The organism is Cupriavidus sp. 2KB_3 (assembly GCF_052115685.1).
In the GTDB taxonomy this organism is placed as follows: domain Bacteria; phylum Pseudomonadota; class Gammaproteobacteria; order Burkholderiales; family Burkholderiaceae; genus Cupriavidus; species Cupriavidus campinensis.
The window spans coordinates 91,938-107,644 of sequence record NZ_JBFRHD010000007.1; the positions used below are offsets into that span (position 1 = coordinate 91,938).

At 67.9% G+C, this 15,707-nt stretch carries 11 protein-coding genes; 3 read left to right on the top strand and 8 right to left on the bottom strand.

Features of this window, described 5'->3' with window-relative positions; translation table 11 throughout:
* Positions 1-97: 97 nt before the first annotated feature.
* Entirely contained in the window at positions 98-2,788 is a 2,691-nt protein-coding gene (locus tag AB4120_RS09185; RefSeq protein WP_441642160.1) for a glycosyl hydrolase family 18 protein, read from the top strand.
* A 372-nt stretch (positions 2,789-3,160) separates the two neighbouring features.
* On the opposite strand, the gene AB4120_RS09190 is transcribed toward AB4120_RS09185, so the two are convergent.
* From AB4120_RS09190 to AB4120_RS09200, 3 genes are all read right to left on the bottom strand, one after another.
* Positions 3,161-4,561: an MFS transporter gene (locus AB4120_RS09190; RefSeq protein WP_441642161.1), complete on the bottom strand. Its 1,401-nt coding sequence runs from the start codon at positions 4,559-4,561 to the stop codon at positions 3,161-3,163.
* 149 nt (positions 4,562-4,710) lie between these two features.
* Entirely contained in the window at positions 4,711-8,148 is a 3,438-nt protein-coding gene (locus AB4120_RS09195) for an ATP-binding protein (protein WP_441642162.1), read from the bottom strand.
* A gap of 6 nt (positions 8,149-8,154) precedes the next feature.
* Complete coding sequence (locus AB4120_RS09200; RefSeq protein ID WP_149138161.1) at positions 8,155-8,799, bottom strand: response regulator transcription factor; 645 nt, start codon at positions 8,797-8,799, stop codon at positions 8,155-8,157.
* A gap of 598 nt (positions 8,800-9,397) precedes the next feature.
* Here AB4120_RS09200 and AB4120_RS09205 point away from each other — a divergent pair.
* A complete protein-coding gene (locus tag AB4120_RS09205) occupies positions 9,398-9,649 on the top strand; it encodes a hypothetical protein (protein WP_144196401.1) in 252 nt (83 codons plus the stop codon).
* A 62-nt stretch (positions 9,650-9,711) separates the two neighbouring features.
* Here AB4120_RS09205 and AB4120_RS09210 read toward each other — a convergent pair whose 3' ends face one another.
* From AB4120_RS09210 to AB4120_RS09230, 5 genes are all read right to left on the bottom strand, one after another.
* On the bottom strand, positions 9,712-10,161 hold the full coding sequence (locus AB4120_RS09210; RefSeq protein ID WP_149138160.1) for a BLUF domain-containing protein: 450 nt from the start codon (positions 10,159-10,161) through the stop codon (positions 9,712-9,714).
* A 10-nt stretch (positions 10,162-10,171) separates the two neighbouring features.
* Positions 10,172-10,897: a GTP cyclohydrolase I gene (folE, locus tag AB4120_RS09215; protein ID WP_149138159.1), complete on the bottom strand. Its 726-nt coding sequence runs from the start codon at positions 10,895-10,897 to the stop codon at positions 10,172-10,174.
* 99 nt (positions 10,898-10,996) lie between these two features.
* A complete protein-coding gene (locus AB4120_RS09220) occupies positions 10,997-12,244 on the bottom strand; it encodes an arsenic transporter (RefSeq protein ID WP_262389854.1) in 1,248 nt (415 codons plus the stop codon).
* 42 nt (positions 12,245-12,286) lie between these two features.
* Positions 12,287-14,380, bottom strand: coding sequence for a penicillin-binding protein 1A (locus AB4120_RS09225; RefSeq protein ID WP_149138157.1), 2,094 nt, complete (start codon positions 14,378-14,380; stop codon positions 12,287-12,289).
* 10 nt (positions 14,381-14,390) lie between these two features.
* On the bottom strand, positions 14,391-15,317 hold the full coding sequence (locus tag AB4120_RS09230) for an alpha/beta hydrolase (protein ID WP_149138156.1): 927 nt from the start codon (positions 15,315-15,317) through the stop codon (positions 14,391-14,393).
* A 132-nt stretch (positions 15,318-15,449) separates the two neighbouring features.
* On the opposite strand from AB4120_RS09230, the gene AB4120_RS09235 reads away from it, so the two are divergent.
* Entirely contained in the window at positions 15,450-15,683 is a 234-nt protein-coding gene (locus tag AB4120_RS09235; RefSeq protein ID WP_149138155.1) for a hypothetical protein, read from the top strand.
* The last annotated feature ends 24 nt before the right edge of the window (positions 15,684-15,707 follow it).

Genomic DNA, 15,707 nt, shown 5'->3' on the forward strand with positions numbered 1-15,707 from the left:
GACCCGGGAGAAAGATGGCATGGCCGCCCGGCGATGATTTTGTCAAGGTCGATGGGAGCCGGGCGGCATTCATCCAATTCTGCAAGGACAGATAGTCATGGCAAAAGTATCGGACAACAGCACCCCGGGCCAGCAAGGGCGGACCGGATTCGCATCCACGGGATATCGGAACGGCGATCCCGACGAGCAGGCCGCGCCGAAAACGCCGAAGTCGCGCTTCAAGGGCCGCCGGCAGGCGCTCAAGGGCGGTCGTCCCGGCAGTGCGCTGGTGCACAACGGCGACCCCGGCGATCCCGCCAAGCCGCAGTCAGTGGGTGCCACGGAGCGCACTTACCAGCAGAACAAGTTCGATCCCGCCACGGAGACCGAGGACTATTCGTACACGGCGACGCGCGTGGTCAAGCGCGTGTACAACACCTATGGGGCGGTGCCGCAAGGCCGGAAGGTGTTTGGGTATTTCACTGACTGGTCGCAGTACGACGGCCGCCTCGAAGGCAATTTCAGCAATGCCCTGACCGGGCGCGGCCTGGACATGATGCTGGTGAACGCCGCCGCCTATGACAAGATCATCATCGGCTTTGCCGGTATCGTCGGCGACAAGGGCGAAAAGCAGTACGTCATCGACAACGCCGCGGTCGACTTCGGCAAGAAGCTGCACGAAGCTACCTTCGTCGACCCCTGGGGCGATGTGGCCTCGTTCCTGAACGTGGGGTTCACCAGCTGGGTCAGCAACGACTACCAGGATCTCTTCATCCAGAGCAAGGCCCAGGGCGTGCTCGGCGGCCTGAGAAAGCTGAAGGACAAGAATCCCAACCTGAAGCTGTCGCTCAGCCTGGGCGGCTGGACGATGAGCGAGGCATTCCACGCGGTGGCGGCGAATGCGAGCCAGCGCAAGACGCTGATCGACAGCCTTGCGTTCATCGTCCAGCGCTTTCCGATGTTCACCGAGATCGACCTGGACTGGGAGTATCCGGGCAACGCCGGCGCCGGCAACCCGCACGGCCCCGAGGACGCCGGCAACTTCCAGACGCTGGTGCGTGAACTCAAGCAGCGCCTGCCCAGCATCCGGGTCAGCATTGCCGCGGGGGCGTCCATGGCGACGTTGCTGACGTCCGATATCAAGGGGATGATCGCGTCGGGCGTGGAAGGCATCAACCTGATGACCTACGACTACTTCGGCACGCCGTGGGCGCCCAAGCTCGCGCATCATTCGAACTTGTTCGATACCGATCCGTCGGACCCGGAAGGCCACAGCATCGACCGCGCCGTGAAGTATCTGCTTGGGCAGGGCGTACCCTCGACCAACATCAACATCGGCTTTGCCGCCTACAGCCGCAGCGGGCGCAACGCCGTGATCGACAGTTGGTCGCCGCTCCAGGGCACCTACGACCCGGGCTCCGGCACCACCACCGGCACGTTCGAGTCGGGCACCACGGAATTCTTCGACCTGCTGTACAACTACCTTGACCTGGAGCACCAGACCGGCATCAACGGCTTCAACGTCTATACCGACGAGGTTGCCGATGCGGACTATCTCTACAACCCGGAAAGCGGCCTGTTCATGTCGATCGACACGCCGCGCTCGGTGTACGCCAAAGGCGAGTATGTGCGCAAGCACAACCTGGGCGGCCTGTTCACGTGGACCATCGACATGGACAGCGGCGTGCTGGTCAATGCCGCGCGCGAGGGGCTGGGTGCGCCCGTGCAGACGAGCGTCGTCAACATGGAGCCGTTCTATTTCCCCGGTATCAACGTGCAGGACGGCGGCAGGGCGCCGGTAGCGGTGATCGATGGCCCCACGGAGGCGTTCGAGGGGGATAGCGTGGAATTCACGGCGCTGCGCTCGGTGGGCACTGACCTGACGTACAGCTGGAGCGCGCCGGGCCTGAGCTTCATCGACGACAAGACCACGTCGACGGTGGGCGGCCTGCTGCCCAGCGTGGCACGTTCGTACACGATCACGCTGACCGTGCGCGACGGGAGCAACCGCACCAGCACGGCGACGCAGACGCTGAAGGTCAAGGCGCGCACCGCGGCGCCGCCCACTTCGCGTATTTCGGTGGTGATCGAGGCCGGTACGCCCTTCGCCCTCACCGGGGAAGCGTCGTTCGATCCCGACAACGACCCGCTGACCTACCTCTGGGACGCGCCGGGCCTGCCATTCTCCGGCAGTACCGAGGAGCTGGTCGAAGGCACGGCGCCGTCGGTGGATGAGCAGACCGACTACTGGATCAAGCTGACCGTGAGCGATGGCACGCAGACGGACCAGAGCGCGATCTTCCTCTCCGTGGTGCCTGGCGAGACGCCGTCCGGCGGGGTGGTGGCCCAGATCACCGGTCGGCTGCAGGTGGAGGCTGGGGCGCCGATTTCACTGTCGGCCGTCGGGTCGACCGGGCCTGCGCCGCTGCTGTATGCCTGGGACGCGCCCGGCCTGTCGTTCGATGGCGCCGACACGATCTCCGTGACCGCGAACGCACCGATTGTCGACCGGGATACCACCATGCAAGTGACGGTGACCGTGACCGGCGCGGGCGGTACTGGCGACCGGGACTCGGATACCGTGGAACTCCTGGTGCTGGGCGGCGGCAGCAGCGGCGACGAGGGCACGTGGCGGCCTGAGGGCTATCCGGGCGACGCCATCGTGACCAACAACTACCAGGGCCAGGGGCTGCATCAGTACAAGGCCAAATGGTGGGCGGGCGCCGATCAGGAGCCGGGCGATCCTGACGTGACGTCAACCAATGCGGAGGGCGACGCCAAGGTCTGGTACGACATGGGACCGGTCTGACAAACCGGGAAGACGGCCGGGTGAAGACCCGGTAGCGGTTCCGGGTGGCGGGTCATCGGCAGGATGACGCCCACCCGGTTTTTTGTTTCGGGCTACCCGATGTGGGGCGAGGCGCGATGGCCAGACTACGGCGGCGGTGGTGGTGGTGGGTGGGGTGGCGGGGATGGAGCCGATGGGCGTGCGCGGCATGCCTCCTGGCGCTCTCCGGCTGCACGATGATCTGCATCCGTGGTGACCACAACCGCGTGCAGGACGCCGGTGGGCACGGCAAGATCATGCTGCCCGACCTTCGGCACGATGACAGCCAGACCCGCCATCAGCATGACGGTCGCGTCCGCCATCGCGAGGGCGGACGGGGGCCCTAGCCCGCGCCTACGCGTCCGGTTCCGGCGGTTCGGGCCGGGCCACCGCGGGCCGTGCGTCGTCCTGGCTGCGCAGGCGGCTCAGGCTGATGGCCGCGCCGATGGCGGCCACCGTCGCGGCCACGTACAGTGCGCCGCGCGCAGCGCCGGTCGGATCGAGGCCGAACAGCAGTGCCACCACGGCCGTACCGGTGGTCTGCCCCAGCAGGCGTGTCGTGGCCTGCGCCCCGCTGGCGCCGCCGCTGCGCTCGGGCGGCGTGGCGGTGATCATCGCGCGATTGTTCGGCGACTGGAAGAACCCGAAGCCGATGCCGCAGAGCGCCGTGCGCCAGGCGATGTCGAGGCTGGAGGCATCCTTGCCGAGCAGGGCCAGCCCGATCAGGCCGCCGGAGAGGCAGATCAGGCCCGCGCCGGCCAGGATGGAGGCCGGATACCGCTCGGAGAGGCGTCCCGATACCAGCGCCATCGCGGCCACCATCAGCGGCCAGGGCGTGATCAGCAGCCCGGTCTCCTGGAGGCTGCGTGCGAGCTGGTATTCCAGATAGAAAGGCAGCGACACGAACGCCAGCATCTGGGTCATGAACGAGCAGAACGACGTGCCCACTGCCAGCGTGAAGGCGCGGCTGGCAAACAGGTCCACCGGCACGAGCGGCGCGAGGCGCCCGCGCTGGCGCCGTACCAGCATCCAGCCGAGCCCGATCGCCGCCACCAGGCCCGCCGCGCCGGCCAGCCGCAGCGGGGCATGCCCGAGCGCGTCCACGCCCAGCACGAACAACCCGAACACGATGGCCGACAGCACGGCGCTGGGATAGTCGAACTCGCGCGGCTGGGCAGGCGTCTCCGGCAGGGCGGTGCGCGAGATGGCCAGCGCGGCGAGCGCCACGGGAATATTCACGGCGAACAGCCACGGCCAGCTGCCCACGGCGAGGATCAGCGCGCCAAGCGACGGGCCGACCGCAATCGTCACCCCCACGACCAGCGCGTTGAGGCCGATGCCGCGCCCGAGCTTGGTCGGCGGGTAGATGAAGCGCACCAGCGCGGTGTTCACGCTCATGATGCCGGCGCCGCCGATGCCCTGCAGCACCCGCGCCGCCACCAGCATCGGCAGGTTGGTGGCCAGCGCGCAGAGTATCGAGCCGACCAGGAAGGTGGCCAGCCCGACCCGGTACACGCGCTTGTAGCCGAGGATGTCGCCCAGCGACGACAGCGGCAGCAGGCAGACGGTGACCGTGAGTTGGTAGGCGTTGACGACCCAGATGGTCCGGGCGGGATCGGCGTCGAGTGCCCGCGAGATGGACGGCAGCGCGATATTGGCGATGGAGCCATCCAGCACGGCCATGATCAGGCCGCAGAAAACCGTGAGGATGGCCCAGGTGCGCTGGGGCTGGGGAAGACCTTGATGGGGCGGCATGGAAGGGGACGGCTTGGGGCGGCTGGGGGCAGCTGGCATATTCTTGCCGCACCCCGGCCCCGGTGGAGGCCGGACCGGCGCGGCCGCGCCATTATCGTCCGGTGCCGCCGTCCCCGCAAATCGCGCTTTTGTGGTAAGCGCAGGTGGCCTCAGGCGTGCGGCGCTGTGTCGCCCTCGGCATAGTGCTGCACCACCGCATGGAGCTGGTCGGCGAGGCCGGCCATCTCGGGCGTCCACGCGGCAGTGGCATCGCACAGGTGTTCGACACCCCGGCACAGGCTGACGATATCGTAGGCCTGGACGATCTGGAACGCGCCCGCCGACCGGTGCGCCCAGTGCCGCAAGGCGGCCGGGTCGTGCGCGGCGATGATCCGGGTGAGGTCGGGCAGATCGGTTTGCAGGTGTTCGCGCAGGAGCGACTGGTAGCGCGCGATGTCTGCGGCCAACAGCACGGGCGGTGCCGGGGGTTCTGCCGGTGCCGAGGGCGGCGGCGTCGCCACTGTCCGCAGCACCTGTTCCAGCTCCCGTAGCGAGGCGGGTTTGCCGATATGGCCGGCGAAGCCCAGCGTTTCCCAATCCACGGCCTGCGCGGTCTGGGTCACGGCGCTGAAGGCGAGCACGGGCAGCGCGGGCCGGGTACGCTGCAGGGCCTCGAGCAGCGCGTAGCCATCCATCACCGGCATGTGGATGTCGGTCAGGACGAGGTCGGGCGTGGCGGGCATCTGGTCCAGCATCGCCAGTGCCTGGCGCCCGTCGCCAACCACCACCGGATGCCAGCCCAGCGTCTGCAGTTGTTCGGCAACCAGCGTCTGGTTCAGCGCGTTGTCCTCTACGACCAGGATGGTGCGGCCCGGCGCGGTGTCGTCATCATCGGCGAGGGCTGCCGATGTTTCGTCTACCGGGCCCCCGGTTTCGCTTTCGCCTTCATCCTCCCCGGAATCGCCGAGCGCCGCCTCGACGGCCGCAAAGATCGCGCCGTGGCTGTAAACCATCCCCTCATGCACGCCCGGTGCGCGGCGCGCGGGACGATCGGGACCGTTCCGCGTGAGCCACGCCACGCCGGCGGGGCGGATCTCGCGCAGGGATGCCAGGTCCGGCAGACCGTAGTCGCCGGTCGCCACCAGCACATGGGGCCGATTGCCGCGCAGGTACGCCTGCGCGCCGCCCAGGCTGTGCACGACATGGGTTTGCCATCCTGCCGATTGCAGCCAGGCGTCGAGGGCCTCGCCGGACTCGGCTTCCTGGCACAGGATCATCGCGCGGCCGCCTGGCGCGGGCGGGGTCTGGGCGGACGAACCGGCCGCCCGTTCGAGCGGAATCGCCACTGTAAATGCCGTGCCAACGCCCTCCACGCTCGCCACGGTGATACGCCCGCCCATCAGTTCACAGAGCCGCGCGCAGATGGACAGCCCGAGGCCCGTCCCGCCATGCCGGCTGGTGGCCCCGGCGTCCCCTTGGACGAACGGCTGGAACACGCGCGCGACCAGTTCGGGCGGCATGCCGACGCCGGAATCCAGCACGCGGCACACCAGCGTTGTCTTGCCGCGCGGATCGGCGCTGACCTCGGCGGCCAGCGTGATCTTGCCGCAGGAGGTGAACTTGAACGCGTTGCTGAGCAGGTTGTTGACGATCTGCGCCAGCCGGGTCCGGTCGCCCACCAGCAGGGTATCGAGCGACGGCATCAGGTTGGCATGGAAGCGGATCGGCCGGTCCGCCGCCAGCGGCGCGAAGGCCAGTGCCACGCTTTCCAGTTCGTCGATGGGCCGGAACGGCGCCGCGGCCAGCGTCATCTCGCCGGCGTCGATCTTGGAAAAATCCAGGATGTCGTTGACGATGCGCCGCAAGCCCTCCGACGCCGCGTTCAGCGCGCGCAGGCGCGGCGCGTGGGCCTCCAGACCCTCGTCGCGCGCCAGCAGTTCCAGGTTGCCGAGCAGCGCATTCAGCGGCGTGCGGATTTCGTGACTCATCGACGCAAAGAAGTTAGAGCGGGCGCGCATCATCGCCTCGGAGGCCCGCTGCGCGGCGCGCAATTCGTGCTCGATCTGCTGCTGCGCCGTCACGTCCTGGATCGCGCAGAACAGCACGTCTTCCTCCTGATAGCGGGCGCGCGCATGCGTGATCTGGAGAAATTGCTGCGCTTCGTCGTGCGGCTGGGGGGCGTCGTCCGGCTCGCGCGCGGGCACGACCACCTGCGCGACCGACACGATATCGCCCGGCGTGTCATGGCGTGCGTCGTGCCGCAGCGCCTGCACGACGTGCGCGGGCAGCCTGCCGCGCTTGCCGAGGCTCAACAGGGAGTCGGCGACCTGGTTCGATGTCAGTACCACGTCGTCCTGAAGCCGGACGATGCACAGCCCGATCGGCGTGGCGCTGACCAGGATATGGTTGATCGTCTCGCTCTCGAGCGCGCGGGCGGCTTCCGCGTGGCTGCGGCGCAGCAGGTGGATATCCCAGTACCGCGCCGTCAGGACAATGGCGGCGATCAGCAGCGCCCCGATCAGGCCGATCAGCGCCAGCGCCTGGGCCACCGCGCTGAACAGGAGGCCGTATGAGAGCAGGTAGACCAGTGCGCCGAAGCCGTGACCCAGTGGCTGGACGAGCACCATGCCGGCACGTGTGAAGGCAAAGGCGTCGGGTGAGCGATGACGGGCGTCTGTTGCGATGCGCCGGACCAGCGCCGGCGGTGCAGGCTGGGATGGCGGCGACACATCGATCTGTGCCTGCGCCTGGTTCACCAGCATCACGGTGGCGGGATCGCTGGGCCGCTGCAACTGGGCAAGGAAGGCATCTACCTGGACACTCGCGGCAACGAAGGCAATGGGCCGCTCGCCGTCGTGGACGGACATGAGGGCAGTCATCGCCGGCAACTGCAGCATCGGATCCACGGCCGGGCCGGTCCAGCGGGGCTCTCCCCTTGTGCCCGGCGCCGTGCCGGCAGGCAGCGCCCGCAGCGCCTGGGCAAAGCTGTCGCGCAAGGTCATCACCAGCCCCGGTTGCAGCGCGAGAGTCGTGGCCGAGGTGCTGCCCGGCGACAGGACGATCGCGTAGGCCGCGTCGGCATCGACGATATAGGCCGGGTGATGAAGATCGAGCGCCTGCTGGGTGGTCAGGGCGGCATTGGCCACCTGCTGAAGCTGCCAGAGACGATCGGGCAGCGCCGCGCCCCAGGCGGCGCGGGTCTCGGGGGGGACCAGCAGGGTGTAGCGGCCATCGGGCGGCGAGGCAATCCCGCTGGCGTTGACCTGCTGGAGCAGCGTCCGGGGCAGGTCGGCATCGGCATGCCCGGGGTTGGGGGCCGGCCGGTAGCGCTGCACGTTCACCACGGTCAGGGCGGTCCGCCGCAGGAAGGTCGCCTCGCCCTGCAACTGCAGCGAAATCGCGCCCACATACTGGGCCACATGCCCGCGACGGTAGTCAATCTCCCGTGCCGCCGCCAGCACGGCAAGCAGCACCGCGGAGACGACGACAATGGCAATCAGCAGTCCGATGGTGGCGTAGTAAAGATGTTGCTGCCGTCGGGCATTGCGCGCGAGCGAGGCGAAGGCCTGGGCGAGGGATTCCTGCGTGCGGTCGAGAATCTGCTGCATGAAGGATCAGATCAACCCGTGCTCGTAGGCATACCGGATGAGGTCGGTGTTGGTCTGGATGCTGAGCTTGCGCATGGCCACGGTCTTCTGGCTCGAGACCGTGCTGACCGATCGGCCGAGCTTGCTGGCAATCTCGTTGAGTTGCAGCCCCTGCGCATAGAGCCGCACGATCTCGAGTTCGCGCACGGTCAGTTCGGTGGACGGCGCGGCGGTGCTCGCGGCCTCCAGCACGGCGCGGATGGAGGGGGAGAAGAACTCGCCGCTGGTGGACGTGACCTGGATGCACGCGCGGATCACCTCATGCGGATCGTCCTCCTTGCTCACGAAGGCGCGCGCGCCGAGCTTCATCGAGCGATGGATGACGCCGGTGTTGGTCTGGGCGCTGATCACCACGACCGGCGTCTTCGGGTGCAGGCGCACCAGCCGGCGCAGGAGGTTGAAGCCATCCAGCGAGCGGTCGCCATGGCCCATGCTGAAATCGGTCACGGCCACGTCCGCCGGGGTGTGGCTCAGGGCACTGGTCAACTCGCTGCCATTCGTGCATTCGCACGCGATGACAAAGCCAGGCGTGCGCTGGAAGCAGTCTCGCAGGGCTGCCACCACGAGTGGGTGATCATCGGCCAGTGCAACTCGAATGATTCTTCCGGACATGCCTCGATTTCCTCTCGCTGACTGGCAGCGCATTCGGTATAAAAACAGTGAAATGACAGCGCGTTGCGTGAAGTGTAGTGCTTTCGCAATGCTTAGGAAAATGCTTGATGGATAGCAATGATGTCTATTTTGAATTTCCGATGAATTAGGACAAGTCCGAGATCGATGACGTATCTGCCAAGTCCGTGACAACTGCAACAGTATTGTTGCAGTGGCCAGGCAAGGAACGCGAAGATCGCCGCGCTATAGTTCGTTGTCGCCGGCGATTTCAGATTCGGAAAGATAAGATATTTTCGCAATAAATTCGATACGATGAGAATCGTAATTTGGCGAAAAATTGATTGCCGTCGCCGTTTTTTCCTGGTGTCGTGCGCTGGGGGATGTGGCGCTGGACAGCGTCACCGGCAGGGACGTGCAAGGGAGGGAGAAGCGCCGGCTGAGGCCCGTCGGGCCCGTCGGGCCAGCCGGGCGTACGTCGGGAATACATCTACCGCCATTGGGGTCATTGGTCCGCCATCACGTGCTGGGCGGATTGGTGGCATGCTGTGGCGGCGCTCGCGCAATCCTGGCGCGACGCTTCTCCACGGTGAGGTGTGCCATGGCAAACCGCCCATTCTCCGAGTTTCCCGCCCATGAACGGCAAGACGTCGAGGCCGTGTTCCGGCAAGTCGGTCTTGCGTCACAAGAGTTCGAGATCTCAGACGTCAATGGCACGTCGGCCCGGCAGGTCACCGTGCGAAGGCAGCGCACCGGGGCCGAAAGCGTCTACGACGCCAGCCCCGGCAACGCATGGGTCGAGGAGTTCGAGAGCGATCTCGAATGCGGCCTGTTTGGCCAGGTCTCGGTCTGACGGCGCGAACTGTGCGTGATCAGGCACTCAGGGGTGCCGGAACGCCAGCGGCCTGACCGACGCTAGGGCGTGTGCCGCCCGCGTTCCGGCGCGCGGCCGACGATGGCTGCGCCCGCGATCAACTCCTTCAGCAGCGCCAGCGAGGACGCGCCGGGCATCCGGCAGGGGTCCAGTTCGCCTTTCGCCGAGTAGCGCAGCAGCGTGGCGGCGTTGATCTTGCTCGCGTTGACGCGGCCCATCGACCACCCCGCGAACGCCCGTTCGGCGATTTCCTCGTAGTGCAGCAGCACCACGTCGTGGTGGCGCTTGTCCCGGCCGATGCTGAGGTACAGGCGCGAGACGGCCTCGCGGTCGCCCTCGAGCGCCTGCAGGAACACCCCATTGCCGTGGCAGAGCACGCCGGTAATGCCGTGGGGCGGGTTCTGCGCGAGGCTGGTTTCGAGAATATCGTCCAGCATGGCCGGTTCCATCGGCGCGCTGGCGCGGCTGGCGTAGATCAGGCGGACTAGCATCGGCAAATCCTCAGCGGCGATTCAGGTTGAGCAGCGTCAGGAATTCACGGCGCAGCTTGTCGTCCTTGAGGAACGAGCCGCGCATGACGCTGTTGGTCATCTTGGCGTCGGTGTCGCGCACGCCGCGCCAGTGCATGCAGAAGTGCTCGGCCTCCATGACGATGGCCAGCCCGTCGGGGTTCATCTTCTCCTGGAGCAGATCGGCGATCTGGGCCACCGCTTCCTCCTGGATCTGCGGACGGCACATGATCCATTCGGCCATGCGCGCGTACTTGGACAGGCCGATCAGGTTGGAATGGCGGTTAGGCATCACGCCAACCCAGAGACTGCCGATGATCGGGCACAGGTGGTGCGAGCACGCGCTGCGCACGCGGATCGGGCCCACGATCATCAGTTCATTGAGCTGCTCGACGTTGGGGAACTCGGTGACCTCCGGCGCCTTGGCATAGCGGCCCGCGAAAATCTCCTTCAGGTACATCTTGGCCACGCGGCGCGCGGTTTCGCGCGTGTTGTGGTCCTGGTCCACGTCGATGACAAGCGTGCGCAGCACCTCTTCCATGCGCGCCTGGACTTCGGCCTGCAACGCGTCCAGCTCGCCGTGCTCGATGAAGCGGGCGATGTTGTCGTTGGCGTGGAACCGCTCGCCGGCGGCTTGCAGGCGGCCGCGGATGCGGTCCGAGACCGGGGTGGCGGCGGGAGCGGGGTGGGATTCCCCGGGATGATCCTTGTGTGGCATGAGTGGTGCTGGCAGTGGTGCGGGCAGTGGTGCACGGTGCCTCACTATATGGCAGATGGCAGGGCGCCACAACCGGCCCCGCCCGCGCCGGCAAACCGGCTAGCGCAGCACGGCCAGTGCCGGCAGCAGCGCCAGCGGCATGACCAGCGCGCCGGTCTTCAGGAACGTGCCGGCGCCCACGGCATGGCCCTCGCGCCGCAGTGCGGTCAGCCACAGTAGCGTGGCCAGCGAGCCGGTGACGGAGAGATTGGGGCCCAGGTCCACGCCGATCAGCACGGCGGCCGTCACGGTGTCCGAGGCGTGGCCGGCCGCCAGCGCCGAGGCCGACAGCAGCCCCGCCGGCAGGTTGTTCACGATATTGCTGACCACGCCCACCACCACCCCGGCCAGCCCGGCGCCGAGCAGGCCGGCCGGGCCGCCCTGCGCGGACATCGCGGAAAGATTGCGCACCCAGTGCGCCAGCGTATCGACCAGCCCGGTGCGTTCGAGGCCCGCCACCAGCACGAACAGCCCCGCCACCAGGGGCAGCACGCCCCAGGAGACTTCCTTCAGCGCCGGCGCCAGCAGGCGGGGCCGCGTGGCGCAGACGGCGGCCAGCGTGGCCAGCCCGCCGATGCAACTCGGCCAGCCCAGGTCCTGGCCGCGCAGCGAGGCCACCAGCAGCGCCACGCCAGTGCCGACGATGCCGAGCGTGGTCAGCCACGCCTGCGGCGTCAGCGGCGGCACGGGCACGTCCGGGTCGATGCGTTCGGCCAGCGCATGGCGCTGCGTCCAGTACAGGACCGCGAAGGTCATGACGATCGCGACCACGGATGGCAGCGTGAAGCGCGCCAGCCAGCCCGCCAGCGGCGGCATCCGTTCGCCGAACAGCACCAGATTGGCCGGATTCGAGATCGGCAGGACGAAGCTCGCCGCGTTGGCGATGAACGCGCAGGCGTAAAGGTGGGGCAGCGGATGCTTGACCCGCGCGGCGCGCGTGGCCGCCAGCACCGCCGGCGTCAGCACCACGGCGGTGGCGTCGTTGGACATGAAGACCGTGACAGCCGTGCCGAAACCGTAGACCAGCACGAACAGCCGGCGCGCCGAGCCCCGCGCACCCCGCACGGCCAGCGCGGCCACATGGTCGAACAGGCCGGTCTTGCGGGCCAGTTCCGAGATCAGCATCATCCCGGCCAGGAACAGGTAGACGTCATTGCCGCGCGCCACGGCGGCCAGCGCCTCGCGCCACGGCAGCAGGCCCGCCACGCAGAGCAGCAGCGCACCCGCCATGGCCCAGAACGCCTCGGGCAGGCGGAACGGGCGCAGCAGCACGCCGGCGGTGGCCGCCGCGGCCACCGTCCAGATCATCGAAGCATGTTCACCGGGCATGGGAGGGAAGGGGGCGGCGGGTCAGAGTGGAGCGGCCGGGCTGGCCGGGCCAGAGGGCGGCGCGTTGGTCGCGTTGGTCGCGTTGGCCGCGTGGGTCGCGGCGGGCGTGGGGCCGGCCGGCCCCGGACTAACGGGCACGCCGGCGTCGGCAGGCAGGTCCGCCACCGCCGGCGGGGGCGGGAAGCCCAGCGCCGCGATGCCGTGCGCACCGTCCGCATTCTCGGCATAGGCCCAGTCGCCGTTGAACTTGGCGAGGTCGGCTGGCGGCGGGAACGCGGCCTCGGGCACGCCGGCCAGCCGGCCTTCCATGTAGGCGGCCCAGATCGGCAGCGCCGTGGTGGCGCCGAATTCGTGCCGGCCCAGGCTGTGGTTGTCGTCGAAGCCCATCCACGTCACCGTGACCACGTCGGCCGCATAGCCGGCGAACCAGCCGTCCACGGCATCGTTGGTCGTGCCGGTCTTGCCGGCGATATCGCCGCGCCGCAGGTAGCGCCGCACGCCGTTGCCGGTGCCGGCATCCACCACGCTTTGCAGCAGGCTGTCCATCACGAAGGCGTTGCGCGCGGAAATCACCTGCGGCGGTTCCGTGCCGCCATCGCCCGTGCCCGCGGTGAACAGCACGTTGCCTTCGCCGTCGGTGATCCTGTCGATCAGATACGGCTCCACGCGGTGGCCATGATTGGCAAACACGCCATAGGCGGCGGCCAGCCGCAGCGGGGAGGTGCTGCCGGTACCCAGTGCCAGCGGCAGGTAGGGCGGCAGGCGCTTGGTGGCGAAGCCGAACTTGCCGGCATGCTCGATGGCGTACGGCACGCCCACAGCCTGCAAGGTGCGGATGGCCGGCAGGTTGCGCGACTCGGCCAGCGCCTGGCGCACCGTAATCGGCCCCACGAAGCGGTTGTCGTCGTTCGACGGCTGCCAGCGCGGGTTGTCCAGCGGCGCGTCGTTGATCAGCGTGCCCGGCGAGATGCCGCGCTCCAGCGCCGCGGAATAGATAAAGGGCTTGAACGTCGAGCCAGGTTGGCGCTGCGCCTGCGTGGCGTGGTTGAAGCGATTGGTGGCGAAGTCCGTGCCGCCGATCATGGCCTCGATGGCGCCGGTGCGGCTGTCCAGCGAGACCAGCGCGGCCTGGGGCAGGGCGGCGTTCGGGGCGTCGGCAGGCTTGGTGCCGTGGCGCTTGCCATAGCGTTCCAGGCCGGCCTGCACGGCGTCGTAGGCCAGCGTCTGGCGCATCGACGACACCGTGGTGTACACATTCAGCCCGCGCGTATAGGCGTCGTCGCCAAAGCGGTCGTGCGCCAGTTGCCGGGCGAGTTCGGCCACGTATTCGGCATGGCCCGCGAAGCGGCCATTGCCGTTGTTGCTGACCACCAGCCGGGCGCCCCGCGCCTCGCGGTACTCGTCCTGGCTGATCATGCCGAGCGCCAGCATGCGGCCCAGCACGTACTCCTGGCGCCGCTTGGCGCGCGGGAAGTTGACCACCGGATTCATCGTGGAGGGCGCCTTGGGCAGCCCGGCCAGCATCGCGGACTCCGCCAGGGACAGCGCCGCGAGCGGCTTGCCGAAGTAGGTCTGCGCCGCGCTGCCGAAGCCGTAGGCGTGCTCGCCCAGGTAGACCTGGTTCATGTACAGCTCGAGGATGCGCGCCTTGGGCAGCGTGCGGTCGATCTGCCACGCCAGCAGGATCTCGTACCACTTGCGGGAGAGCGTTTTCTCGCGCGAGAGGTAGAAATTGCGCGCCACCTGCATCGTGATGGTGGAGGCGCCCTGCGCGTAGCCTTCGCCCAGATTGGCCAGCGCGGCGCGGAACAGGCCCGGCACGTCCACGCCCACGTGGTGGAAGAACTGGTCGTCTTCCGCGGCCAGCAGCGCATTGGACATACGCTGCGGCATGCGCTCGATCGGGATGAACTCGCGGTGCTCGGTGCCGAACTCGCCAATCAGCACGTCGTCGCTGGTGTAGACGCGCAGCGGCACGTCGGGGCGATAGTCGCGCAGTGCATCGACATCGGGGAGCTGGCGCAGGCTGAGTACCGCGGCAAAACCGGCGAGCAACACGCCGCTCGCTGCCAGCGCCGCGGTGACGCCGGCAGCCTTGACTGCAAATCGTTTCATGGCGCGCATTCTACCGTGCCGCAGGTAGCGGCAACGCCACTCCGGTATCTGAATGATCGGTGGGGGGCGTCTTCTCCCCATGGACCGCGATGCGTTCGGGTGGATGATGCGGCACTTGTTGGGCGAATTCGCACAGGGCCTGCCAGGTCTCCGGCCGTTCGACGATGGTGAAGTGGTCCACGCCGGCAATGGTCTGCAGGGCAACCGGGCCCGGCCACGCCGCCATCAGCCGTTCCGAACACTCATGCGGCACCACATCGTCGGTTTCGGCCAGCAGCACCTTGGTGCTCTGCACGACCTTCTTGCAGTGGGAAATCGAGTCGAAATGGTGGCGCATCAGCTGGCGCAGCGGCACCAGCGGGAAGCGCTTGCGCACGATTTCCAGCAGCGAGTCGTAGGGGGTGATCAGCTGCAGGCTCTCGAAATCCTGGAGATCGGCCAGCTGGATGGCCACACCGGTACCCAGCGAGCGCCCCACCACGTGCACGCGCACGCCGGGAAAGGCGCGGCGGATATGGAGCAGGAACTGGCTGGCATCGGCCACGGCGGCGGCCTCGGAGGGCATGCCGTCCGAATGGCCCAGGCCGCGATAGTCGAACGTGGCGAAGCCCATGCCCGGCGCCAGCCACTTCACGTATTGCAGGGTCTCGAGCACGTCCTCGCCCCGGCCCGGCAGGTAGAACAGCAGGTCCCGCACGCCCTCGTGGTCCGCGTGGTAGACGTAGCCCCGGAACAGGCCGCCCGGCACGGTGTGGGAATAGGCGACGATGCCCTCGGGCAGGTCGCGCGGCGGGCGCCGGCGTGCATCGAACAGCAGCTTTTCCTGGTTCACGGCCAGGTAGGTCCAGTAGCAGACAAAGCCACCGGCAGTCAGCAGCGAGGCGGCGAACGAGCGGCGGAGCAGCGTGGTGAAGCGGGGGGCGTCAAGGTCAGGCATGGAGGATGGGGGCGGGGCAGGGCGGCGGGTGGCGATGAACCTACCTGATTTTGATGGATGAGGGGGTTCGACCGCCAGAGGCGCCGCCGAGTTCTTGTACGATACGCCTCACAAACATTGAGGAACCCTTGCATGAACGACGAACAGAAGCGCGCGGAAGAAGCCGAGGCGATGGAGGGCGTGGTCAACGCCACGCGCCAGGTGCAGGTGGCGTTTGCCGCATTGCAGAGCCAGTATCCGCCGCAGGGCAGCGGCAAGCCGTCGAAGATGGCGCTCCAGACCTTCGACGCCGCGCTCCAGGCGCTCGAAGACGCACAGGCCGGCTTCGACGATCTGCTGAACGAACTGCTCGACGGCAACCGCTGACGCCGTTCTGACCCTGGCGCCCGT